The 23,588-nt window shown below is 72.0% G+C and carries 21 protein-coding genes and 1 pseudogene; 13 read left to right on the top strand and 9 right to left on the bottom strand.

What is annotated here, in order from left to right:
• Positions 1-12: 12 nt before the first annotated feature.
• On the bottom strand, positions 13-660 hold the full coding sequence (locus tag ACIRF8_RS18125) for a TetR/AcrR family transcriptional regulator (RefSeq protein ID WP_404215985.1): 648 nt from the start codon (positions 658-660) through the stop codon (positions 13-15).
• Between the two features lie 95 nt (positions 661-755).
• Between ACIRF8_RS18125 and ACIRF8_RS18130 the strand changes: the two genes are divergently transcribed.
• Together ACIRF8_RS18130 and ACIRF8_RS18135 are read left to right on the top strand one after the other, a co-directional pair.
• A complete protein-coding gene (locus tag ACIRF8_RS18130; RefSeq protein ID WP_404215987.1) occupies positions 756-1,403 on the top strand; it encodes a CatB-related O-acetyltransferase in 648 nt (215 codons plus the stop codon).
• Between the two features lie 65 nt (positions 1,404-1,468).
• Positions 1,469-2,668: a macrolide family glycosyltransferase gene (locus ACIRF8_RS18135; protein ID WP_404215989.1), complete on the top strand. Its 1,200-nt coding sequence runs from the start codon at positions 1,469-1,471 to the stop codon at positions 2,666-2,668.
• Positions 2,669-2,709: 41 nt separating this feature from the next.
• Here the strand turns inward: ACIRF8_RS18135 and ACIRF8_RS18140 are convergent, their stop codons facing one another.
• The 4 genes from ACIRF8_RS18140 to ACIRF8_RS18155 all read right to left on the bottom strand — a co-directional run bounded on the left by ACIRF8_RS18140 (position 2,710) and on the right by ACIRF8_RS18155 (position 5,296).
• A complete protein-coding gene (locus ACIRF8_RS18140) occupies positions 2,710-3,579 on the bottom strand; it encodes an alpha/beta fold hydrolase (RefSeq protein ID WP_404215991.1) in 870 nt (289 codons plus the stop codon).
• 73 nt (positions 3,580-3,652) lie between these two features.
• A complete protein-coding gene (locus ACIRF8_RS18145; protein ID WP_404215993.1) occupies positions 3,653-3,931 on the bottom strand; it encodes a hypothetical protein in 279 nt (92 codons plus the stop codon).
• A 46-nt stretch (positions 3,932-3,977) separates the two neighbouring features.
• Positions 3,978-4,886, bottom strand: coding sequence for an SDR family oxidoreductase (locus ACIRF8_RS18150; RefSeq protein WP_404215995.1), 909 nt, complete (start codon positions 4,884-4,886; stop codon positions 3,978-3,980).
• Between the two features lie 134 nt (positions 4,887-5,020).
• The gene (locus ACIRF8_RS18155) at positions 5,021-5,296 is read right to left on the bottom strand and encodes a hypothetical protein (RefSeq protein ID WP_404215997.1); all 276 of its coding nucleotides are present in this window, start codon (positions 5,294-5,296) and stop codon (positions 5,021-5,023) included.
• 190 nt (positions 5,297-5,486) lie between these two features.
• Between ACIRF8_RS18155 and ACIRF8_RS18160 the strand changes: the two genes are divergently transcribed.
• From ACIRF8_RS18160 to ACIRF8_RS18185, 6 genes are all read left to right on the top strand, one after another.
• Entirely contained in the window at positions 5,487-5,918 is a 432-nt protein-coding gene (locus tag ACIRF8_RS18160) for a pyridoxamine 5'-phosphate oxidase family protein (RefSeq protein WP_404215999.1), read from the top strand.
• Positions 5,854-6,249 carry a GNAT family N-acetyltransferase gene (locus ACIRF8_RS18165; protein WP_404216001.1) on the top strand — a complete coding sequence of 132 codons (396 nt, stop codon included), beginning with the start codon at positions 5,854-5,856 and terminating at the stop codon, positions 6,247-6,249. Before ACIRF8_RS18160 ends, ACIRF8_RS18165 begins: the two co-directional genes overlap by 65 nt.
• 73 nt (positions 6,250-6,322) lie before the next feature.
• Positions 6,323-7,018, top strand: a complete 696-nt coding sequence (locus tag ACIRF8_RS18170; protein WP_404216003.1) for a class I SAM-dependent methyltransferase — start codon at positions 6,323-6,325, stop codon at positions 7,016-7,018.
• Positions 7,019-7,141: 123 nt separating this feature from the next.
• Positions 7,142-7,894 carry an alpha/beta fold hydrolase gene (locus tag ACIRF8_RS18175; protein ID WP_404216928.1) on the top strand — a complete coding sequence of 251 codons (753 nt, stop codon included), beginning with the start codon at positions 7,142-7,144 and terminating at the stop codon, positions 7,892-7,894.
• Positions 7,894-8,379: a hypothetical protein gene (locus tag ACIRF8_RS18180; protein WP_404216005.1), complete on the top strand. Its 486-nt coding sequence runs from the start codon at positions 7,894-7,896 to the stop codon at positions 8,377-8,379. The genes ACIRF8_RS18175 and ACIRF8_RS18180 overlap by 1 nt, the downstream gene beginning before the upstream one ends.
• Before the next feature lie 260 nt (positions 8,380-8,639).
• The gene (locus ACIRF8_RS18185; RefSeq protein ID WP_404216007.1) at positions 8,640-8,852 is read left to right on the top strand and encodes a hypothetical protein; all 213 of its coding nucleotides are present in this window, start codon (positions 8,640-8,642) and stop codon (positions 8,850-8,852) included.
• Positions 8,853-8,872: 20 nt separating this feature from the next.
• On the opposite strand, the gene ACIRF8_RS18190 is transcribed toward ACIRF8_RS18185, so the two are convergent.
• Positions 8,873-11,209: an Ig-like domain-containing protein gene (locus tag ACIRF8_RS18190; RefSeq protein ID WP_404216009.1), complete on the bottom strand. Its 2,337-nt coding sequence runs from the start codon at positions 11,207-11,209 to the stop codon at positions 8,873-8,875.
• Positions 11,210-11,508: 299 nt separating this feature from the next.
• Here ACIRF8_RS18190 and ACIRF8_RS18195 point away from each other — a divergent pair, with 299 nt between their 5' ends.
• A complete protein-coding gene (locus ACIRF8_RS18195) occupies positions 11,509-11,925 on the top strand; it encodes a CBS domain-containing protein (protein WP_404216011.1) in 417 nt (138 codons plus the stop codon).
• Between the two features lie 197 nt (positions 11,926-12,122).
• Positions 12,123-14,393: an ATP-binding protein gene (locus ACIRF8_RS18200; protein ID WP_404216013.1), complete on the top strand. Its 2,271-nt coding sequence runs from the start codon at positions 12,123-12,125 to the stop codon at positions 14,391-14,393.
• Between the two features lie 28 nt (positions 14,394-14,421).
• Here ACIRF8_RS18200 and ACIRF8_RS18205 read toward each other — a convergent pair.
• Positions 14,422-15,210: pseudogene (locus ACIRF8_RS18205) on the bottom strand (thiamine pyrophosphate-binding protein).
• A gap of 294 nt (positions 15,211-15,504) precedes the next feature.
• Between ACIRF8_RS18205 and ACIRF8_RS18210 the strand changes: the two are divergent.
• Both ACIRF8_RS18210 and ACIRF8_RS18215 read left to right on the top strand, forming a co-directional pair.
• On the top strand, positions 15,505-16,230 hold the full coding sequence (locus ACIRF8_RS18210; protein ID WP_404216015.1) for an alpha/beta fold hydrolase: 726 nt from the start codon (positions 15,505-15,507) through the stop codon (positions 16,228-16,230).
• Between the two features lie 108 nt (positions 16,231-16,338).
• Complete coding sequence (locus tag ACIRF8_RS18215) at positions 16,339-17,163, top strand: alpha/beta fold hydrolase (protein ID WP_404216929.1); 825 nt, start codon at positions 16,339-16,341, stop codon at positions 17,161-17,163.
• 51 nt (positions 17,164-17,214) lie between these two features.
• Here the strand turns inward: ACIRF8_RS18215 and ACIRF8_RS18220 are convergent, their stop codons facing one another.
• On the bottom strand, positions 17,215-18,267 hold the full coding sequence (locus tag ACIRF8_RS18220) for a helix-turn-helix domain-containing protein (protein ID WP_404216017.1): 1,053 nt from the start codon (positions 18,265-18,267) through the stop codon (positions 17,215-17,217).
• Between the two features lie 443 nt (positions 18,268-18,710).
• On the opposite strand from ACIRF8_RS18220, the gene ACIRF8_RS18225 reads away from it, so the two are divergent.
• The gene (locus tag ACIRF8_RS18225) at positions 18,711-20,987 is read left to right on the top strand and encodes a tetratricopeptide repeat protein (RefSeq protein ID WP_404216019.1); all 2,277 of its coding nucleotides are present in this window, start codon (positions 18,711-18,713) and stop codon (positions 20,985-20,987) included.
• Positions 20,988-21,039: 52 nt separating this feature from the next.
• Here the strand turns inward: ACIRF8_RS18225 and ACIRF8_RS18230 are convergent, their stop codons facing one another.
• Positions 21,040-23,583 (bottom strand): discoidin domain-containing protein, encoded by a 2,544-nt coding sequence (locus ACIRF8_RS18230; RefSeq protein ID WP_404216021.1) that lies wholly within the window; start codon positions 23,581-23,583, stop codon positions 21,040-21,042.
• Between the last annotated feature and the right edge of the window lie 5 nt (positions 23,584-23,588).

The following is a 23,588-nucleotide window of genomic DNA, read 5'->3' on the forward strand; positions in this document are numbered from 1 at the left end:
CCGCCCTCGCACTCACCCACCACTCTCCCGAGCCACCGAGAACGCCCCCGCGACAGCCGCCGACACGGCTGCCTCCGCGGCCCGTTCGGGGAGGCCCGGGTCGGGATCGTCGTGCAGCAGGACCAGTTGGTGGTAGATCGGCGCCGTGGCGGCGATCAACAGACTCCGCGCGTCCGTGTGGAGCGGGACGGGTGACGGCAACTCGCCCCGCTCGGCGGCGCGTTCGACGAGAACCGCGCATTGGGCGTACCGGTCCGCCCACAGCTTCCTCTGCGCCTGCGCGGCCTGCTCGGAGTGGAACGAGACGGCCATGAGAGCGACGGCGAACGAGGGACGGACGACCAAGGACTGCTGGATCTCCTGGTTGAGGGCCGTCAGATCACCGCGCAGCGAACCGGTGTCCGGCGGCTGCCACTCGATCTCACCTGCGGCGGCGATCAGGTCGACGAGCAGGCCGCCCACGTCGCGCCAGCGCCGGTAGACGGTGGCGCGGTGCACACCCGCGCGCGTCGCGACCCCTTCCATCGTCAGTCCTTCGTGACCGCCTTCGGCGAGTTCGGCGCGCACCGCGTCGAGGACCTGGGCGCGGACGCGGGCGGTGCGACCGCCCGGACGACGGTCCGGACGGTGGTCCGGCGGTGTGGCCGACGGATCTGTCATCGGGATTCCTGCTATCCGGTTGATCGACGGGCGTGAGCTGTGCCAGCATCCTAACGCGACACTTGTTGCACTAGTGGTCCGTCCGAGAGGAATCGATGCCGCCCGTTCCCGCCGATCCCACCGTGCTCCATCCGATGCCCGAACATCCGCGCGTCGTCCTGCTCAAGCCGTTGGTACGCTCACCGCTGATCGACGTGGGCGCGTTCTCGTACTACGACGACCCGGACGACCCGACCGCCTTCGAGAGCCGCAACGTCCTCTACCACTACGGACCCGAACGGCTCGTCATCGGCAAGTACTGCGCGCTGGGGGCCGGGACCCGCTTCCTCATGAACGGCGCCAACCACCGCATGGACGGCCCGTCGACCTTCCCGTTCCCCACCATGGGCGGCTCCTGGGCCGACCACTTCGACCTGATCACCGGCCTGCCGGGCCGGGGTGACACCGTCGTCGGCAACGACGTCTGGTTCGGCCACGGCACGACCGTCATGCCGGGCGTTCGCATCGGCCACGGCGCGATCATCGCCGCCGGTTCCGTGGTCACCGGCGACGTGCCCGACTACGGCATCGTCGGCGGCAATCCGGCCCGGCTCATCCGCACCCGCTACGACGCCGAGGACGTCGCCCGCCTCCTCGCGGTCGCGTGGTGGGACTGGCCCGTGCGGCACGTCACCGAGCACGTACGGACGATCATGTCCGGGTCGATCGCGGAACTGGAGGAGGCCGCCGCGCAGCTCGCGTGAGCTCGTCCCCGCCCAGCTACCTCAGCGCCTGTCCTCGAACGAACCCCGGAAACGAGTGATCGACCATGTCCCGTCGCCGCGCCCACATCGCGATGGTCGGCGTGCCCATCGTCAGCCATGTGCTGCCCGGCCTCGCGGTCATCCGCGAGCTGGTGGCCCGCGGTCACCGGGTCACGTACGCCAATGACGCGGTCATGGCCGACCGGATCACCGCCGCCGGTGCCGCGTGGGTGCCCTGCTCCTCCCTGCTGCCGGTGGCCGACAACGACTGGCCCGACGACCCCATCGCCGCGGCGAGCCTCTTCCTGGACGACGCCGTGCGGGCGCTCCCCCGACTGCGCGCCGCCTACGACGACGACCCGGCCGACCTGTACCTCTACGACATCGGCGCCTACGCCGCGCGGGCCCTCGCCGAGGCGCAGGGCCGTCCCCTTCTCCAGTTGTCCCCGACCTTCGTCGGCTGGGACGGCTACGAGGAGGAGGTCGCCGCGCATCTGCGGAAGTTGCCCGGCGCCGACGCGTACCGGGAGAGGTTCGCCCGGTGGCTCGCCGACTGCGGGGCGACCACCACGGACGTCGATTCCTTCTCCGGGCCGCCCGCCCGGGCCCTCGCGCTGATCCCGAGAGCGATGCAGCCGCACGCCGACCGGGTCGACGCCGACACCGTGACCTTCGTCGGTCCCTGCTTCGACAACTCCCCCACCCAGGCGTCGGAGTGGGCCCGCCCGGCAGGGGTCGACCACGTGCTGCTGATCTCTTTGGGCTCCGCATACACCCGCCAGCCGGAGTTCTACCGCCGGTGTCTCGCCGCCTTCGGCGATCTGCCGGGCTGGCACGTCGTCCTCCAGATCGGCGCCCACACCGACCCCGCCGAGCTCGGCGACATCCCCTCCAACGTCGAGGTGCACTCCTGGGTCCCTCAGCGGGCGATCCTGGCGCAGGCGGACGCCTTCGTCACCCACGCCGGGATGGGCGGTTGCGGCGAGGGGCTGACGGCGGGCCTGCCCATGATCGCCGTACCGCAGGGCGCCGAGCAGTTCATGAACGCCGACCGCCTCGTGGAACTCGGCGTCGCCCGCCGCATCGACACCGGGGACGCCACCCCCCAGACCCTGCGCGCGGCACTGCGCGACCTGCTCGCGGACCCCGAACGCGCGGCCCGATCCCGGGCGTTGCGCGCCGCCGCCCACGCCGAGGGCGGCACGACACGCGCCGCCGACCTGATCGAAGCCGCAATGCCCATCGCCGAGCACCGCGCCCGCTGACCCGCGAGCGCCGAGCAGGCGTCGTGCGGCCCGGGCCCCTCCTACTCGGACGGTTCCGCGAAGAAGTCCGCGAGGGAGGACGCGAGCGCCTCCGGCGCCTCTTCCGCCACGTGGTGCCCGGAGTCGATGCCGTGGCCCCGGACGTCGGGCGCCCACTGCCGCCAGATCCGCACGGGGTCTCCGTGGAGCTCCTCCAGGTCGTCCCTGAGCGACCAGAGGATCAGGGCCGGGCACCGGACGCGTACCCCGGCCGCACGGTCGTCCTCCTCGTGCCGCCGGTCGATGGTGAGCCCGGCCCGGTAGTCCTCCAGCATGCCCCGCACCACGTCGGGATCGCGCGTTGCCGCGCGCCACTCGGCGTAGTTGTCCTCCCCCATGATCTGCGGATCACCGTGGTACCAGCGGTCCGGGTCGGCATTGATCACGCGCTCGGGGATGTCCGGCTGGGCGAAGAAGAACCAGTGCCACCACTGTGTCGCGAACTCGGCCGTGACACGGGACAGATGCTCGCTGAGCGGCAGGCAGTCGATCAGCGCCACGCGCGCGAGTGCGTCGGGATGGTCGAGCGCGAGACGCAGGGCGACGCTGCCGCCGCGATCGTGCCCGGCGAGCGCGAACCGGGTGTGGCCGAGGCGGCGCATCACCTCGACGACGTCACCCGCGACGGCCCGCTTGGAGTACCCGGCGTGGTCCGCGGTCGGCGCCGGGCCGCTGGAGCGGCCGTAGCCCCGCAGGTCGGGGCAGACGACGGTGAAGCCGCGCCGGACGAGGAGCGGGGCGACCCGGTGCCAGGTCGCGGAGGTCCGCGGGTGGCCGTGCAGCAGCACCACCGGCGGGCCCTGCCCGCCGTGGCGGACGAGGACCGATGCTCCGTCGACCTGGACCTGCCTGCTCTCGAAGCCCTCGAACAAGACCGGACCTCCTAGCCTCTGGCGGGCCGGCTCAGGGGGCTGCCCCTTGCGCACGCCCGGCCAGAGGTGTCGGTCAGGACGTGCCGCCGAGCAGGAACCCGCCACCTGTGACGATGATCTCGGCGATCACCAGGATGTTCTCGTGTGTGCCGTAGCGGATCTGGAGGTCCTGGGAGACGAACGCGCGGCGCGCCCCCTGTCCCTCGTCCACGGTGCCGCGGGCCTCGGGGTTGCGCGCCAGCATCCCGATGGCGCGGTCGATGACACTGGCCTGCTCGTCGTTCAGGGCGCGGTACTCCTCGCGGGCCTGGATCGAGAGGACGGCTTCCAGGGCGGTGGGCGCTGCGTTCATGCCGGTGATTGTCGCAGACGCCCACGGGCCGGCCCCGGGCGCTGTCTCAGCGGCTGTCGGTCATGCCGCCGGTGACCGCGATGGTTTCCCCGATCGTGTAGCTGGAGTCGGCCTCCGAGGCGAGGTAAACGAAGGCCGGGGCCAGCTCCTCCGGCTGCGCCGCGCGGCCCAGCGGGTCGGCGGAGGCGAGGTTCTCCGCCAGGTAGTCGTCGGGGAACCGCTGTCCGGCGAGGTTGAGAACCGTCCAGGTCGGGCCGGGCGCCACCACGTTGGCCCGTACCCCGCGCTTGGCCAGGTGGGAGGCGATCGACTTGGTGAAGATGATCTGTGCGGCCTTCGACGCCGCGTAGTCCATCATCATGTCGCTGCCCTTGAGGCCCTCCTCCGACGCCGTCGCGATGATCGCGTCGCCGCGCTCCAGGTGGGGCAGGGACGCCTGGACGAGATGGAAGTAGGCGTAGACGTTCGTCTTGAAGACCAGGTCGAACTCCTCGAAGTTCAGGTCTTCGAGCGAGTTCTGGCTGTTCAGGCGGGCCGCGTTGCTCACGAGGATGTTGAGCCCGCCCAGGTTCTCAACCGTCGTGTCGACCGCGTGGCGGCAGAAGTCCGGGTCGCACAGGTCGCCCGGCACCAGCAGACAGCGGCGGCCCTCCTCCTCGACGGCCTTCCGTGTCTGCTCGGCGTCCTCCTGCTCCTCGGGCAGGTAGACGATCGACACGTCGGCGCCTTCGCGCGCGTACAGCACGGCGACGGCCCGGCCGATTCCCGAGTCACCACCGGTGATCAGCGCCACCTTGTCCGCCAGCTTGCCGGAGCCGCGGTAGCGGGGCGCCAGATAGCGGGGTGGGGTCGACATCCTCGATTCCAGGCCGGGCCGTGACTGACGCTCGAACCGGTACGGCGGCATCGGCTCGCCGTCCGGGCGGACAGAGGGCACATCGCGCGCGTCAGCCATCAGGGGCACCTCCGAATCACATGCGTCAGGTCGCCCTCCGCGTAACCCGGACGACACGCGACGAAACACGCCTACCGGGCAGCGATCCTCCCCGACGGGTCGCCGCCCCGTGCGCGGGGTTCACGGTCGTGCCCTCACTGCGCGCTCCTGTCCTCGTCGAACGCGTCCGTCGTCAGGCCCAACGCCCCCGCGCGCAGCATGAAGCGCTGGCGCAGCACGGCCGCCGCCTCGTGCGGTTCCACCTCGATGCCGAAGTGTTCCCGGCTCACGGAGACGACCTCCGCGACCAGCACCCGCTGGGCGCAGGTGTCCCGCTCCCCCGTCGAGTCCGGCTCCCGCTCCGAGCGGCGCCAGGCCCGGGAGATGGCTATGTCAGCCGCTGTCCGTACCTGCGCCTCCTGATGTGCCACGTGCACCGTCTGCGTCCGCCGGGCCCGTCTCCGCTCGCTGTACCACCGCACCTCACACCTCCACTTACTGCATCCTGCCCCCGAACGTCGGCACTGATGCCTTCCGCAGCACGCGCCCCACCAGGACTCAAGGCACCATGACGGCCCATCAGAACGCCCTATCGCTATGCGACTTCCCTAAAGTCGTGCCATGGCACTCACACGCGAAGAACGCGAAGCGTTTCTGGCCGGTCCGCACGTCGCCACGCTGGGGGTGGCGGCGGGCCCCGACCGCGGCCCGCTGCTGGTTCCCCTCTGGTACTCCTACGAAGTCGGCGCCCTGCCGTGGATCCTCACCGGCGCGGAGTCCCACAAGATGCGGTTGATCAGGGCGGCGGGCCGTTTCAGCCTCCTCGTCCAGCGCACCGAGCCCACGCCCCGGTACGTCTCCGTGGAGGGGCCGGTCGCCGAGGTCGCGCCGGGTTCGCTCTCGTTGCACCGCGAGATGGCCGCCCGCTATCTCTCGGGGGACGCGCTGGACGCCTTCATGGCACGCGCCGAGACCCTGTTGACCGATCATGTCGTGGTCCGCATGCGTCCGGAACACTGGCTCGGCGCCGACCTGGGCCCGGGGCCGGAGTGACGGTCAAGGAGACGGTCACCTTCGAGGTCGCGGACGTCGCGCGGACGTCGGGGGTTCCTCGGTTTACGTCCATCGGATGGCCGTGTGCCGCCGGGCCGCAGGGCTCGGGGCCCTGATGCTGGACTGGGCGTCCGATGCCGCACGCCTCAGCGGTGCCGCGACCCTGCGACTGGACTGCGTGCGCGCCAACACGCGGCTGCGCGCCTACTACGAGGCCCGAGGCTTCGTCCATCGCGGGGATGTGACAGTGGGGGGCGCTCCGGGTCAGCGGGAGGGCGAAGGGCCTGTCACGTGGGTGAGCCGCTACGAACGGGATGTGTCAGCCGGGTGATCAGCGGGGAACGTTTTTGCCGTCCTCGCAACCTACTTTGCCGGGACGGACGCGGTGGGGTGACCCTGGGTCCATGACTGACAACGCCACGGCGGGAGCCGCAGAATCCGTTGTTCCTTCGACCCATGTCCCCTCCCCTGACGCGTACGTGGGTGATCCCGCCGTCCGCGCGGAGTGGGACGGCCGCTATGCGGAGCGGCAGCAGTTGTGGAGCGGCCGGCCCAACGGCGCGCTCCTGGCCGAGGTGGCCGGGCTCGCGCCGGGCCGTGCGCTCGACGTCGGCTGCGGTGAGGGCGCGGACGCCATCTGGCTGGCGCGCGGTGGCTGGGACGTGACGGCCCTGGAGGTGTCGGGCGTGGCGCTGGAGCGTGCGGCCGGGCACGCCCGGGACGCCGGGGTCGCCGTTCGGTGGGTGCATGCCGCGCTGGCGGACGCGGCGCTCCCGCCCGCCTCCTTCGATCTGGTCTCCGCCCAGTATCCGGCCCTGCTGCGCACCCCCGACGCGGCGGCCGAGCGCGCGCTGCTCGGGGCCGTCGCGCCGGGCGGTGTGCTGCTGCTCGTCCACCACGCGGGGATGGACACCCATGAGGCGCACGAGGAGAGCGGCTTCGATCCGGCCGACTACGTGTGGCCCTCGATGGTCGCCGCGCTTCTCGACGAGGACTGGGCGGTGGAGGTGGACGAGGTGCGCCCCCGCGTGGCGCCCGAGAGCGGCGCGGGGGCGCACCACGCGGACGACGTGGTGCTGCGGGTCCGCCGCCTGCGCTGAGAGCCGCGGCCCCTGTCGCCCCGAACCCCCCATTTGCCGCGTCCCAGGAGTGGTAATCGCCGCTCCCCGGGCAGATGGGGAGGGCCCGTACGTGTGAGGGGTGATGGTGGGCCGGTGGAACAGATGACGGAAGCGGGGTTCTTCACCCGCAGATTCGGGGCGGTGCCCCGCGCGGGCACCGACGCCGTGGTGCTCGTGCACGGACTCGGGCTCTCGGGGCGGTATTTCGTGCCGCTCGCGCGTCGGCTCGCCGCGCGCGGGGCGGCCGTGCTGGTGCCCGATCTGCCGGGCAACGCCCGTTCGCGGTCCGTCGCCGCCCGCGCGCCCGACGTCGGTCAACTCGCCCTCGCGCTGGCGCACCTGCGCCGGCGGCTCCCTCCGGCGCCGAGCCTGCTGGTCGCCAACTCGGTCGGTTGCCAGGTGGCCGCCGCCTTCGCCGCCGCCCACCCGCGGATGGTGAGCCGGCTGGTGCTCGTGGGACCGGCCCTGGAGCCCGGCGTGTCTGCCTGGCGTCAGTGCGGCCGACTGGTCCTCGACGCGCCGCGCGAACCCTTCGGCCTGCTGTGTCTGGCCGTCTCGGACTATCTGGTGACCGGCCCCCTGCGGTGCGCGGCTTCGTTCAGGCATGCCCTGCGGGACTCCGCCGGGGCGTTCGAAGCCCACCTGGCGCGGGTGCGGGCCCCGACGCTCGTCGTACGGGGAGCGGGTGATCCCCTCGCGTCCCGCGCCTGGACGCGGCGCGTGGCCCGCCTCGTCGGCGACGGACGGACCGCCGAGATCCCGGGCGCGGCCCACGCGGCCCACTACAGCGCGCCGGATGCCCTGGCGGCACTGATCCACGAGTTCACGGCGGACGGACCGGGAGGAGCCGCATGATGTCGTCCACGCCTACGGGCCCGTCGCGTCCGGGGCACGGGAAGCGGTTCGCGCCCCTGTTGCGTCTGCTGCCCGGCATCTCCCCCGAGCGGCGCGGTTTCGTCCTGGCCTGGTGGGGGTTCACGCTCACCTTCGGCGGGATGCGCCTGCTGACGTGGCTCATCCACATCGACGTGGCCGGGGTCGGCGACATGAGCGCCGGCGGGGTCCACATCCACCACTACGTGTGGGGGATCCTCCTGCTCATGGTGGTCGGCGCGGCGGGTCTGGTCGAACGCTCGGTGCGCGCACGCGCCTGGATGGGGCTCGCCTACGGGGTGGGGCTGGCCCTCGTCATCGACGAGGCGGCCCTGTTGATCAGCCTGGAGGACGTCTACTGGGACACCCGGGGCGGCCTCAGCATCGCCATCGCCATCGCCGTGATCGCGGTCGCGGGAAGCGTCCTGGCGGTCACGCGAGGGCGGCGTGCACGAGACCCCGGGTGAGTCGCGTCGTCGAGGCGCATACTGGCCGTGTGGGCGGTGCAGACCCAGGACACGAGCCGGAACTCCGGCCGTAGGACGAACGCGATCGCTCCGCGGACCGGCGGGACACGCTCGCCGACCAGCGGGACCGGCGAGCGCGGACCCGTGACGCCCGGGCCGACGAGCGTGAGCTGCTGGCCGACGAACGGGAACGGCGCCTCGACGACCTCGAGAAGAAGCTGGACCACTACGCCCGGACGACCCGTACGCCGACGGCCTCCGTGCGCCGCCGCTCCTACGAGGCACTGGAGCGCTCCCGCGCCGGCCTGCGCAACACCGCCGCGGGACTGGACCGCAGCGACGCCGCTCTGCGCCGGCTGGACGTGGACGACGAGCACGAGCAGCACGTCACCGACGCCGAGGTGCGGCGTTCGGAGCGGACGCTCAGGGCGGACGAGCCCCAGGAGCCGCCCGCCCCGGACACCGACGCCTGAGACGTACGGGGAAGGCGCGGTCAGCGCCCGGCGGAGTCTCCGTCCAAGGTCGTCACCCGGGGCCTGAGCAGGGTGATCCTGGAGGCGCCCTGTTCGGTGACGTAGAGGGTGCCCTTCGCTCTGTCCTCGGTGACGTCCAGCGGCTGCTGGAATCCGGTGAACCCGGTGATGCCGACCGTCGGCGCCGACAGTCCGCCCTGCGCGTCGACCCCGAAGACCTCGATGTCCTGGCCGCTGCTGTACCGGACCACGAGGAGCTTGCCCTTGAGCGCGCCGCCGAAGGCGTCGCCGCGGTACTCGACGACGCCGTCCGCGGAGGCGTGCAGACCAGCGTCGTACATGCCCGCCGCGTCGAGGTTGCGGTCGGGCGCGGTTCCCACCGGGTAGGCGGTGACCTCGAAGGGGGTGGTACCGGATGTGGGGTTGCCGCCGGCCAGCACCCACTCGCAGCGTGCCGGGTCGGGGTGGCCGTAGTAGCGGTTCTTCTTCACGTCGAAGACGTAGTCGGTCTCGGCCACGGGGTTGGACGTGATCGCCGGGACGGTCGGACCGGTGTACGCGCCGGACGTAGCCGCGTCGACCCGGCGGGTGCAGGCGGCGGGCAGCGGGGCGGGCGTGGCGGGCGTGTTGCCTCCGGCCGCCGAGCCGTTGGTGGGGGTGTAGAGGTGGCCGTTGGTGTGCCACACCAGGTCGAAGGCGTTGCGGACACCGGTCGCGTAGAGGGTCAGCGGTGCGCCGGGCGCGTAGGGGTCGTACGTTCCCGGGCTCTCGGTGCGCACGTCGACGGCGCCGGACGCCGGAAGCTTGGCCGGGTCGAGGCGCAGGACGGCGGCGCTGAGCAGGTGCTCGGGGCGGTTGCCCCAGGTCGGGTCGGGGGCGCCCATGGCGTTGTTGGCGCCCTGGGTCACGTAGAGGGCGCCGTCCGGGCCGAAGGCCAGGGAGTTGGTCTCGTGGTCCTTGACCGAGCGGGGCAGGTGGCTGATCACCTCGGTGTACGTGGAGAGACCTGGTCCGCTCAGCCTGGCGATGCTGCTGGACCAGTCGGGCTCGTCGGGGGTTCCTCCGGCGTACATGGTGTTGGAGGTGATCCACAGGATCGGGGCGGAGGCGGTGGAGGCGGGGTCGAAGGCCATGCCGATGACGGAGCGGGCGGGTGCTCCGGGCAGGCCCCGCGCCGTGGCGTCCGTGCGGACGGTGGAGATCGTCTCCGCCGCGCCGAGGGTGCCGTCGGAGGCGATGGCGTACCGCAGGATGTATCCGTCGAGGGTGGACGCGTACAGCTTGCCGTCGGGCCCCTTGAGCACCGAGGCGAAGCTTCGGCCCGTCGCGGACGTGGCCACCTTGTCGAACGCGACGGTGCCGCCGCCACTGCCCGCCCCGGTGGTGAACACCGAGCTCCAGGGTGTGAAGGTCCGCCCGGCCAGGTCCCGGACGCCGCCGGTGACCGTGAAGCGGTAGCGGGTGTTCGCCTTGAGGCCCGTGGTCGGTGACAGGTTGATGACGTCGCCGCCGCCACTGGTGATCACATGGGCGGGCACGGCGGTGCCGGTCGCCGACTCCCTGAGGGTGACCGTGCCGGAGTTGAGGGTCGTGGTGTCGACGCCGGGGCCCACCAACCGGAGGTCAGCCACGACGCTGCCGGTCGGTGTCGCCCCGGTCGCCGTGTTCGCCGGGGTCACCGTCCTGACCTGCGGGTGGGCGGCGGAGTCGGTGAGCGGCGCGACACTCACGTATGCGATCTTCGTGTTGGTGCCGCCGAGCGGGCTGATCGTCAACCGCCCGTCGGTGACGGTCGGTTGCACGGTCGTGGTCCGGTACGTGGTGGAGGTCGTGGGGACGAATCCGTCGACCGCGTTCTGGTTCTCGACCTGGAGCGCGTGGGCGCTGTCCACGCTCGTGGCGTCGCCCACGGCGACCGTCACCGTGTAGGTGCCGTCGGGCACGGCCATCTCCCACCGGCCCGGGGTCTTCACCCCGGCCGACGAGGCGGGAAGCTGCATGTGCAGGAAGGTGGCGAGCAGCCGGTCGGGTTCGGCGGTGCCCCTGTCCCGGCCGTTGCCCGTCAGGTCGAGCGGGGTGGTGTTCGACAGCCCCACCCAGCCGTAGCTGAGTCCGCTGCCCTGGTTCGCGCCGGTACGGGCGCCGAAGGCCTGCCCGTAGTCCAGTGCGTAACCGCTCACGGGGGTGGTGGACGCCGTCCCGAAGTCGACCTTCGCCGCGAAGGTGGTGTCCGCGCGCGCCTGCGATGGAGCCGCCAGGACGACGCCTATCAGGGACAGGGCGAGCAGGAGGCCCGCGGTGCGGGGCGAGAGCCCGCTTCTTCGACGGCCGCGTCTTCGAGAGCGTAGAGGGGTCACAATCTTCTCCTGCTTCTTCCGTGGGCGTGGGAACAGCCGATGGCTGCCCCGCGCCTCGCGGTCCAAGCGGCGGCTACGCCGGGGGCACGCCATCTGTGGGGGCTCTTCCTGATGACCGGGTATCAGCCCGCCTCCGCTCCGGTGCGGGGACGCCGTGACCTGGTCGGCCTCCTTGTCGGGGCCGGGTACGTTTCGCCGACGCCGATCCCGGTCACCCGCATCGGACCGGCTCCCGCGCACCGACGCGGACGGGAGTCGCCGCAGAGGGAGAAGACAGAGAAGAAGGGACGGCGTTCACCATGACTACGGCGCGAGACATCATGACCGGTGGTGCCCAGTGCATCGGGGCACACGACACCGCGCTGGACGCGGCCCGCAAGCTCAAGGACCTCCAGGTGGGCGCGTTGCCCATCTGCGGGGACGACAACCGGTTGCTCGGGGTGGTGACCGACCGCGACATCGTCGTCAAGGTCCTGGGGGCCGGGCTCGACCCGGCCGAGGTGGAGACCGGCACGCTCGCCCAGGGCGAGGCCGTCACCATCGGCGCGGACGACGACGCGGACGAGATCTTCGCGACGATGACCCAGCACAAGGTCCGGCGGCTGCCCGTGATCGACGGCACCAGCCTCGTCGGCATGGTCGCCCTCGCGGATGCCGCCCGCGCCCTCAAGGACCCCGAGGCAGGACGCCTGGTCGAGGCACTGTCCACCGACTGACCCCCGCCCCCCGAGGCCCGCGGGGCGGTGGCGCGTACAGCGCCCCCGCCCCGCGGGCCTTTTGCGTTCCAGGGCGTTCCAGAGCCCGCGTTGGGACTTTGTGCGGTGTGAGGCGAGAATGTGTCGTTATTGGATGCGTCTGGGGGGCGCGAGGCCGGATCGGCCGATGAGCGACACGAGAACAGGGGTGGGCACCGGTGACCGGAAGGGAACTGGAGTTCGGCACATTGTTGCGGCGGTTCCGGCTGGACGCCTACATGACGATGAAGGGGCTCTCCGAGGCGTCCGGGGTGAGCGTCAGAGGCATCGGCGACCTGGAACGCGGGCGGCGCGCGGCGCCGCAGCGACGGACGGTCGCGGCCCTCGCCGCGGGTCTCGGGCTGGACGAGGAACGCAGCGACCAACTGCTCGCCGCCGCGCGCAGACAGTCGCCCGCCGCCCAGGAGTCCGTCGCTGTGCGCACCTTTCCGCGCGGGATCAACGACTTCGTCGGCCGCGAACAGGAGCTGGCCTCGCTCATGCGGCTGGCGTCGGAGCAGGCCGAGGACGGGGAGACGGGCAGCGGGGAGCACCGGCCCGTCGTGGTGGCCGTGTCGGGCCCGCCCGGCGCGGGAAAGACCACGCTCGCACTGCACTCGGCGCAGCGCCTCGCGGACCACTTCCCCGACGGCCGTATGGTCCTCGACCTGCGGGGCATGGACGAGACCCCGGCCTCGACGGCCGAGCTGATGCTGGGCGTCTGCAAGGCCTTTCGCGTGGCGGACCACGAACTCGCCACGGTCGGCCCGCCCGGGCACGCCACCTTGTACAGGGAGCTTCTGTCCCGTAAACGCTGTCTGCTGGTGCTGGACAACGCCCGGGACGAGGCACAAGTGCGGCACCTGCTCCCGGAACAGGGCCGGGCCGTGGTGATGGTGACCAGTCGGCGCATGCTCACCGGTCTGGAGGACGCGCACCGGATCGTCCTCGGGGAACTGCCTCCCGACGACGCGGTCGCGTTCCTCACGGCGATGATCGGGGCGCGGCGGGCCTCCGCCGAGCCCGCCGCGCTCCACGAGGTGGCCCGGAGTTGCGGGTACCTCCCGCTCGCTCTGCGTCTGGCGGGAAGCTGGCTCGCGACCCGGACCGGCTGGACCGTACGCAGGCTGGCCGACCGGCTCGCCGTGGCGGAGCGGCGCCTGGACGCGCTGGTCGCCGGGGACCGGCGGGTGTCGGCCGCGTTCGAGCTGTCCTACCGTCAGCTCACGCCCGACGCCGCCCGCCTGTTCAGACTCCTCGCCCTGATGCCGGGTCCCGACGCGGGGTCGGCCTGCGCCGCGCAGTTGCTCGGCAAGGATCTCGCCTCGGCGGCGGACACGCTGGAGGAACTGGTCGAGACGGGCCTGCTCGGCACCCACGGGAACCGCTTCAAGCTGCACGACCTGCTCCGCCTGTACGCACAACTGCGTCTTGAGGCCGACGAGGACCAGGAGGAGACGGAGAAGGTCAGGGCCGGTCTGTACCGCTGGCTGCTGGAGACCACGGTGGTCGCCGGCCGCTGGTTCGAACCGGCCCACGGCGCACCCCAGGACTGGCACGGCCTGGTGGATCTCTCCTCCGCCGACCTGGCCCGCGACTGGCTGCGGACGCAGGGTGTGAACTGGCTGGCCGCTCTGCGCGCTGCGGCGGAGGAAGGCGATCACGCGCTGGTGGTGGAGGTCGCCGAGTCCCTGCACTGGTTCTCCGACCAGTGGATCTTCTGGGGGCACTGGCCGGAGGTGTTCAGGCTCGGTGTGCGCAGCGCCAAGGCGCTGGGCGACGCGGTCGCGCAGGCGACCCAGCTCAACTACTACGCCTGGGCCGTTCTCGTCTGCGAGAGCCGTCCGGCCGCGAGCCTGCCGCTGTCCACACGGGCCCTGGCGGTCGCGGTGGAAGCGGGTGACGTCACCCAGCAGGCATGGGCGCATTTCTACCGTGCGTGGGCCTACCGGCAGCTGGACCGGCCCGGCGAAGCCGCACATCACTGCAACCGCGCGGCGGACCTGTTCCAGTCGACGGGCGACCTCCACGGCAGCCTTCAGGCCCACCACTCCCGGTCCATGAACCTGCTGGTCGACGGGGACGGCGAGGCGGCTCTCGCCTCGTACCGGCGCACCCGCGATTTCCTCGACGAGGCGGGTGACCTGGTCGAACCCCATATCGCCACGACGGCCCGCATCGGCATCCTCTCCGGGACCGGGCGGAGCCTCGCGCTGCTGGAGCGCTGGGACGAGGCCGTCGCGAGCCTGCGGAGCGCGGTGCGGGCCTGCCACGCCTTCGACAACCCGTCGGTGACGAGCATCCACCTCGTCCATCTGGGACGGACACTCGTCGCCGCCGGCCGGGCGGCCGAGGCGCGGGAGGCGTTTCGCGCCTGCCTCGAACTCGGCCCGGCCGCCGACCCCAAGCGCCTCGAAGAGGCACGCGCCCATCTCGCCCGTCCGCACTGAGACCGCGTCCGAGGCCGAGGGCGGGGGCTCAGGGGCGGGGGATGGTGCGGAGGCCTGCCCGGGCGAGGTCGACCATGCGGCCGACGCCGCCCGTGAGGACGGCCCGGCTCGCAGACAGGGTGAACCCGGTGATCTGCTCGGTCTTGATCTTCGGCGGCACGGCCAGCGCGTCGGGGTCGGTGACGACATCGACGAGCCCGGGGCCGTCGTGCGCGAACGACTCGCGCAGGGCCGCCCGCACCTGCGAGGGCTCCTCGACCCGGATGCCGCGCGCACCGGCCGCCGTAGCGATGGCCGCGAAGTCGGTGTGCGGGTACGCGGTGCCGTGCGGGGGCAGCCCGTCGACATCTCCAGGTCGACCATGCCGAGCGAGGAGTACGAACCGAGGATGCGGCGGCGGCCGTTGGGCGTCAGGCAACTGGGCATCTGCCGGGGCGAGGAGAGCAGTTCCGAGTAGTGGCTGCATTTCTGGAACAGCCGGCCCGGGTGCGTCTCCTGGAAGGAGCCCGTGCCGATCTCGCCGCTGGGTATCTGCGCGGCCAGCGCCAGGACCGGCGCCATGGAGCGGTGCGCGTCGTACAGGCCGTTGATCAGGTGCGGGTTCCCGGGGGCAGGAGCCCGCGCAGGCGGCCAGGTCGCCGGTGAGCTGTGCCCCGGCGCCCGCCGCGAAGGCCGCGGTCTCCTCGTGGCGGACCTGAGTCCACTCCATGGCGCCGTGGCGTCGGACCGCGTCCACGACCGCGTCCACGACCGGGTTCAGGCTGTCACCGACGACACCGTGGACACGGCGCACACCGGCCCGCGCCAAGAGGTCCACCTACTCTTCGGCGTCGGTCTTCTTCCCCATGCGTGCTCCTTGCGGGTGAGCGGCTCCGGACCGCCCCACCGTAGGGAGAGCCGCGAGGGCCGACGTGACTCCGGGCGCACCGCCTTCGGCCGCTGAGTGAACCCGCGGAAGCAGTGCGCTCGCGGACGCATCGCCGGGCGCGGAAAGCAAAGCGGTGCTGCGGGGGCTCCCTAGGTTGGCGACGTATCACCGACTAAAAGCCCCGTTTTTCCGTGCAGCGCATCGCGCATCGCTCGCGCTGCACGACCACAGAGATGAGATGCCATGTCGCACTCCGAGTCCCCCACCGTCGTCCTGGTGCACGGTGCCTTCGCCGACGCCTCCAGCTACAACAGCGTCATACCCGAGCTGCTCAAGCGCGGTCTCAAGGTCGTCGCGCCCGCGGTCCCCAACCGCAGCCTCCTCGGCGACTCCGCCTACATCGCCTCCGTCGTCCGCCAGATCGAGGGCCCGGTCGTCCTCGTCGGCCACTCCTACGGTGGCGCCGTGATCACCGTCGCGGGCGTGGAGGACAACGTGAAGGCGCTCGTCTACCTGTCCGGCTACGCCCTTGAGGAGGGCGAGAGCCTCGGCGAACTCCAGGGCCAGTTCCCCGACTCCGACCTCGCCGCCGCCCTCGTCTACACCCCGTTCCCCGTGGAGGGATCGGACACCCCCGGCACCGATGTGTCGGTGGACGTCGAGAAGTTCCCGGCGATCTTCGCCGCCGATGTCGACCCGGAGCTCGCGGCGGTGCTCGCCGTCTCCCAGCGGCCCCTCGCGGCCCAGGCCTTCGCCGACGCCGCCCCGGCCGCCGCCTGGAAGACCAAGCCGTCCTTCGGCCTCGTGTCGTCGTCCGACCACACCATCAACCCTGACGTCGAGCGCTTCGGCTACCGGCGTGCCGGCATGACCACCATCGAGGTCGACTCCTCGCACCTGGTCATGCTGGCCCACCCCAAGAAGGTCGTGGCCTTCATCGAGGAAGCCATCGAGGCCACCGCCAAGTAATTCCTCTCCCGGTCACGCAGAAAGACGCTCATGAGCTCAGAGAATTCAGCCCCCGCATCCGACGCGCCCAGCTCGACGGCATCTTCGGTGTCCCGCCGCGCCGTCACCATGTCGATGGTGGCGGGGGCCGCCGCCCTCGGCACCGCGGGCATCGCCCAGTCCGCGTCGGCCGCGCCCGGACCCGCCCCGCGGGCCGAGAAGAAGGACCGGGGCCCGCTGCCCACCGTCGTCCTGGTCCACGGCGCCTTCACCGACGCCTCCAGTTGGAGCGGTGTCGTCAAGAGGCTGCGGCATGCGGGCCACCGCGTCGTGGCCCCGCCGGTCCTCCTGCGCGGAGTGGCCTCCGACGCCGCGTACCTGCGCAGTGTCCTCGACACCGTCGAAGGCCCCGTCGTGCTGGTCGGGCACTCCTACGGCGGGTCCGTCATCAGCCACGCCGCCGTGGGCGCCCCGCAGGTCAAGGCGCTGGTCTACGTGGCCGCCTTCGTCCCCGACGTGGGCGAGAGCGCGCTGTCGCTGACCGACACGTACCCGGGCAGCACGCTGGGGCAGGCCACGGCCTCGCAGCGCTACCCGCTGGCCGGCGGCGGCGACGCCGAGGAACTGGTCATCCGGCAGGACCTGTTCCGTCAGCAGTTCGCGGCGGGTGTCCCCGTCACCACCGCGCGGGCGATGGCCGTGGGGCAGCGGCCGATCGCGCTGGCCGCCCTCCAGGAACGCGCCACCGTCGCCGCGTGGAAGAAGCTGCCGAACTGGTACCTGATAGCCACCGAGGACCGGAACATCCCGCCGACGGCGCAGCGTTGGATGGCGGCGCGCGCGAAGGCCCACACGGTCTCCGTGCACGCTCCCCACGCCGTCTCGGTCAGTGACCCGCGCGCGGTGAGCGAGCTGATCCTCAAGGCGGCCCACGCCGTCCGATCCGCCCGCTGACAGAAGACGGCCCGCGCCGGCCATGAGGCGGCGCGGGCCGACGCGAGCGCTTCACGAGCCTGCCGCGCGCGCCGGGAGGAGGGAGCCCGCCCTGCCGGAGGCGAGGGGGCTCATCATCACGGCACCTCGGCCCCGGGTGTCGACGCTCGCGGTCGCCAGGCGCATGGCACGCCATTCGCGGGGCGGCAGGCCGTAGGCGCTGCGGAAGACCCGGCTGAAGTGGGTGGGGTTGACGAAGCCCCAGCGCTGGGCGACGGACGCGACGGTCGGTGCCGCGCGGCCGTCGCGGCTCAGTTCGCGCGCGCACTCCTCCAGCCTGCGCCGCTGGATGAGCCGGCTGACGGTGATGCCCTCGCCCTCGAAGAGACGGTGGAGGTAGCGCACCGAGATGTGGTTCGCCCTCGCGACGGATTCCGGGGAGAGGGCGGGATCGGCCAGGTTCTCGTCGATGTGGTCGCGGACGCGTCGCACCAAATGGTTCCGCGTGCCCCCGCCCTCCTGTGCCGACTCGTCGGTGCGTTCGGCGACCAGGGCGGCGAACACGTCGGTGAGCCCGTTGGCGAGGCCGCTCGCGGTAGCCGGCGAGAACAGGTGTGCCGACGCGACGACGGTGGCGAGCAACGGCATCAGGACCGCCGCGCATCCGCGTTCGGTGCTGAACACGATGCCGGTGACGCGGCGCAGGTCCTCGTCCGCCACGCCCAGCATGGGGCGCGGTATGTGGACGACGCGCGCGCAGAACCGTTCGGGGAAGTCCAGCGAGTACGGGCGCATCGCGTCCCAGACGAAGAGGTCACCGGGGTGCGCGACGACCTGACGGTCGTCCTGGGTGAGGACCGTCGTGCCCGACATCTGGAGAGCGACGGCCACCAGCGGCTCCGGGGAGCGTGCGATGTGGGCCGCCGTGCGGCTGACCCGGTACGCGTCGGCCTCGACGACGGAGACCCGCAGGGCCCCCACCCGGTGTGAGACGAGCCGCCCCTCGAAGGAGCGGTCGTCGCGCAGGGCGACGGCCACGGGCACCAGCGCCTGCTCCACCGCCTTGCGCCAGTAGGCGTGTCTGTGTTCGTCGGGCACCAGGGCGGTCGTCAGCACCGGACTCATCCGGCTCTCCTCTCATCCGTACGACACGGCGGAGACCTCGGACACCGATGCCCGTACGGTTCGGCGGATGTGCGGCGCCTCGAAGAGGCGACGGCCGTGCCGGGCTGGTGCGACGGCCCGTCGCGAAAGACCCCCCTGCGCGACGGGCTCGGGCGGCGGCGCTGCGGCCCGCTTCCCCGCTGCGATCAGCCAAGCAGCCCGCCGGGTGGCATTCCAGGCAGAAGACAGGCAGAAATACGGCACAAAGGAGGGGCCGTGGGAGGAACCGCACGCAAGCCGGGTGATGGGGGCACCCACGCCCCGCCCTGACCACACCTGCCCGCGCCCGCCCGCGTGCCCGCCGAGACCTCCTCGGCGGCTGTGACCTGGTAACTCACCCTGTCTAGACTTCCGGTGTCCGTGCTCGGGGGCAGTGACGTGAGCACGGCGGAGGGGAGCAGAGGGTGACCGGTGATCGTGAGGCGTTCGGCGCCGTGCTGCGCGAACTGAGGCTCGCGGCGTCGCTGACGCTGGAAGGTCTCGCCGAGGCGTCCGGGGTCAGCGTGCGGGCCATCGGGGACCTGGAGCGCGGGCGGCGGGCCGCGCCGCAGCGGCGGACGGTCGCGGCGCTCCTGGACGGGCTCGGTCCGGGCGAGGCCGACCGGGAGCGGCTGCTCGCGACGGCCAGAGCCGGGCACGGCTCCGGCTACAGCCCCGCGGGGCTACGGGCCGTACCCCGCGACATCGTCGACTTCGTCGGCCGGTCCCGGGAACTGGCGTCGCTGACCGAACTGGCGCAGGCGGCTGCCCGGCGCGGCGGCGAGGGAGAGACGGGCCAGGTGGCCGTGGCGGTCTCGGGGCCGCCCGGAACGGGGAAGACGACGCTCGCGCTGCATGCGGCGCGGGCACTCGCCGACCGCTTCCCGGACGGGCAATTGGTGGTCGACCTGCGCGGCATGGACGCCGAGCCGCCCGGCCCTGCCGAGCTGATGGTCACGGTGCTGAGGGCGCTCCAGGTCGCGGACCGGGATCTGGCGAAGGCCGGGCCGCAGGGGCATCCCGGGCTGTACCGGCAACTCCTGTCGGAGCGGCGCTGCCTGCTCGTGCTGGACAACGCCCGCGACGAGGGACAGGTGCGCCCGCTGCTGCCGGGCGCCGGCGCGGGCATGGTGGTGGTGACCAGCCGGCGCATGCTCACGGGTCTGGAGAGTGTGTACCGGCTTCCGCTGGGCGAGCTGTCGCCCGCGGAGTCCGGGGACTTCCTGGCCGGTCTGATCGGGGCGGACCGGGCGGCGGCGGAGCCCGCGGCGCTCGCGGAGGCCGCCCGTCTCTGCGGGCACCTGCCGCTGGCCCTGCGCGTGGCGGGCAACTGGCTGGCCACCCGCACGGGCTGGTCGGTGCGTACGCTCGCCGACCGGCTGGCGATCGAGGACCGGCGGCTGGACGCCCTGTCCGACGGGCGGACCACCGTGTCGGCCGCGTTCGACCTCTCCTACCGTCAGCTCACGCCGTCGGCCGCGCGGATGTTCCGGCGCCTCGCGCTGATCCCGGGCCCGGACGGCGGGGCCGCCTGTGCCGCCCGGTTGACCGGGCAGGGACTGTTCGACGCCGAGGACACGCTGGAGGAGCTGGTCGAGGCGGGCCTGCTGGGCTCGGACGGGGAACGGTACCGGCTGCACGACCTGCTGCGCCTGTTCGCCCGCACCCGCCTCATGGCGGACGAGAGCGCCGAGGCCGCCGACCGGGCCGAGGCGGCGCTGAACGACTGGCTGCTGGAGACCACGGTCACGGCCGGCCGCTGGTTCGAGCCCGACCACGGGGCTCCCCCGGCCGACTGGCGGGGCACCGTCGACCTCTCCTCCGCCGAGCTCGCCCGCCGGTGGCTCCAGGCGGAGGGCGCCAACTGGCTCGCGGCGCTGCGCCGGGCCGCCGCGGCCGGTGAGCACGCCAGGGTGGTGGAGGTGGCCGAGGCGCTGCACTGGTTCTCCGACCAGTGGATCTTCTGGGGGCATTGGCCGGAGATCTTCCGCACCGCCGCCGAGTGCGCGCAGGCGCTGGGCGATCCGCTGCTCGAAGCGACCCAGCTCAACTACCACGCCTGGGCGCTTCTCGTGTGCGAGGGCCGCCTCCACGACAGTCTCGCCCGTTCCGGTCAGGCCCTCAGCGCCGCGCTGCGCGCGGGCGATCCGCTGCAACAGGCGTGGGCGCATCAGTACCGTGGCTGGGCGTACCGCAAGATGAGTGACCACGGGCTGTCCGGCGAGGAACTGGGCCGGGCCGCGGAACTCTTCGAGGTCGCGGGCGATGTGCACGGGACGCTCCAGTGCATGCACAGCCAGGCGGCGAGCCTGATGGAACAGGGGCGGTCCGAGGAGGCCATGGAGGCCTACCGCGCCACTTCCGCGTTCCTGGAGGAGGCCGGTGACCGCATCGATCCGCACATCGCCGACATCACCCGCATCGAACTGCACAGCAACATGGGGATCACGTATGCCCAGTTGAAGCGGTGGGACGAGGCGATCCCGCACATGTGGACGGCGGTCGACACGTATCACGCGACGGGCAACACCTCCCTGGAGAGCCGAAGGCTGATCGACCTGGGCGTCGTACTGCTGGACGCCGGACGGCCCGCGGAAGCACACGACGCCTACGCCCGCGTCCTGGCCCTCGGCGCCGACGCGGACCCCCGGGCCGTCACGGAGGCACGCGAGCGGCTCGACGCGCTCGCGAGACACGTGTGAACCGCTGGAACGACCCTTTGAGGGCCGTTCCAGCGGTGATGTGCGTCAAACGTCACGGGAAGGAGGTGACCTTGGACGGGATCGTGTCGGTTCCTGAGGTGGGGGCGCCGGTGTTGTTGACGACGTGGGCGTACTGGCCCTTGCCGCCGAGCGAGATGACGAAGATGTCGTGCAGCTTGATGCCGGGCTTCACGGGGACCTGGAAACCGTGTTGCTGCACGATCCCGGGGTCCGAGGTGAAGTTGCAGTAGCTGCCCATCCCCCACGCCTCGTGGGTCGTGACGCTGTCGGCGACCTTGTAGGCGGCGTACCCGACGATGCCGTCGTGGGTGACCGCCGCAGCGTTGGGGACGTCGTAGGCCTTCTCGTTCTGGAAGAACAGGGTGCGACCGCGTTCGCCGTTCCACAGGACGTCGTACTTGTTGAAGTGCTCGACGAACAGGCCGGTGGCGAGGACGTCGTCGCCGTTCACGACGAGTCCGTAGTCGGCGCGGTTGGTCTCCCAACCGACGCCCGTGCCGTGGTCGGCGCGCCAGAGCCAGGTGTGGTCGACGACGACGTCGTCACTGTTGATCACGACCGAGTTGGTGGCGAGGCCCGCACCCGCTCCGCCGATGCGGACGAACACGTCCTGCATGGTGGTCGGGTTCGCGGCGTGGTCGGCTCCGGAGCCGGCCGGGCCGATCTGCAGGAGCGTGTCGGATCGGGTGGACCCGGCGTCGATGAGGAAGCCCGCGAGGCGCACCCCGTCGACGTCCGCGACGTGCATCGCGTCGATGCCGTGGTCGGGGACGATCGTGGCCAGGCCGAGACCGAGGACGACCGTGCCTGCCCGGTTGACGTCGATGGTCTGGTCGAGGTGGTAGACGCCGGGCGTGAACAGGAGGTTCAGGCCCTGGGAGAGCGCCTGGTTGATGGTGGCGGCCGTCGCCCCGGGCTTCACGACGTAGAACTGGCTCAGCGGGAGCGAGGTCCCCGCGTTGGCGGGCCAGGAGACGCCGCGCGCGTTGGTGCGCTTGGACGGGACGAACACCTTGTAGTCGTTGCCGTCCAGGTACAGGAACGGCTTCTCCCGGGAGACGGGTGTGGTGTCGAGCGTGGTGTACGGGCCGGTGTCGAAGTTGGTCGCCGGGGCGCCCTGCACACCGGAGAACGTCATGTTCCAGACACCGTTGGTCCAGCCACCCACGGAGCTGTCGCGGGTGTACCACTGCTGTTGCGAGTACGGGCCGACCGTGCCGTCGATCTTGGAGTCGGCGATGTAGCCGCCGGACGCCCAGCCGTAGCCGTTGGGCGCGAGGTTGAGGCCGCCGGTGACGTGGATGCGGCGGAACGGGGCGGCCTGCGCGACGGCCCAGCGGTCGGTGCCGTTGACGGGGTTGATGGCGAGGTTCTCGGCGGAGCGCCAGAAGTTCTGGGTGGCGTTGCCGTTGAACCAGCCCGCGTCGACGGTGACGTCACCGTTGATCTTCGTGTCGTCGGGGTTGAGGCCGAGACCGGAGATCGAGGTGTAGAAGCCGATCTGCGCGTTGATGCCGTTGTACGTGCCCGGCTTGAGCAGGAACTGGTAGCGCTGTGAGCCGAACTGGTTCGACTCCTGCTGGGCGAAGACCTGGTCGAACTTGCCTTGCAGGTTCGCCGTGTTCGGGTCCACGACGATGACGTTCGGCCCCAGGTCGCCGCCGCCCTCGACGGGGGGCGTGCCGCCGCCGTCGGTGGTGTGCACGGCGACCTCCCACAGGGAGTAGCCGTACGCGGTGGCCCGGCTGGTCCCGAGGACGCGCAGATAGCGGCCCGAGCCGCTCACGTCGTAGGAGGCGGTGCCGCCGGTGGCCCCGGTGACGTCCTTCAGCGTCGACCAGGTCTGTCCGTCGGCGGACGCCTGGATCTTGAACGCCTTGGCGTACGCGGCCTCCCAGTTCAGGTCGACCTTGCAGATGTTCTGCGAGGCACCGAGGTCCACCTGGACCCACTGCGGGTCGGACGCCTGGCTCGACCAGCGGGTGCCGGTGGCGCCGTCGAACGCGGCGGAGGCGGGGGTGCCGGCGTTCTCCGTGGAGGACGCGCTCGCGGCGTGGCCCTTGGCCGCGTTCGTGGTGGAGCAGGAGCCGCCCGGTGGGGTCCCGGCGTCGCCGAAGACCTGGAACTCCCAGAGCGAGTAGCCGTACTGCGTGGCGCGGGCGGTGCCGTACATCCGGACGTAGCGGCCGTGGCCGGACACGTCGAGGGTGTCGGTGCCGCCGTCGCCGCCGGTGACCGTCCTGAGGTCGGTCCAGGCGTTCCCGTCCTCGGAGGCCTGGATCTTGTAGTCCTTGCCGTACGCGGCTTCCCAGTTGAGGACGACCTTGGTGAGGTCGGCCGACCGGCCCAGGTCCGCCTGGATCCACTGGTTGTCGGAGGCGGCGGAGGACCAGCGGGTCCCGGCGTCGCCGTCGACGGCGGCCGAGGCGGGGGTGCCGGCGTTCTCGGTGGAGGAGGCGGTGGCGGTCTTGCCCTGTGAGAGCGGCGGATCGGCTGCCGCCGCGGGGAGTTGGGCGGGGATCGTCACGAGCGCCGCCGCCGTGACGAGCGCTATCCCCAAGGATCTGAGTCTCATGCGTT

It is taken from the genome of Streptomyces sp. NPDC102406 (genome assembly GCF_044765725.1).
GTDB lineage: Bacteria > Actinomycetota > Actinomycetes > Streptomycetales > Streptomycetaceae > Streptomyces.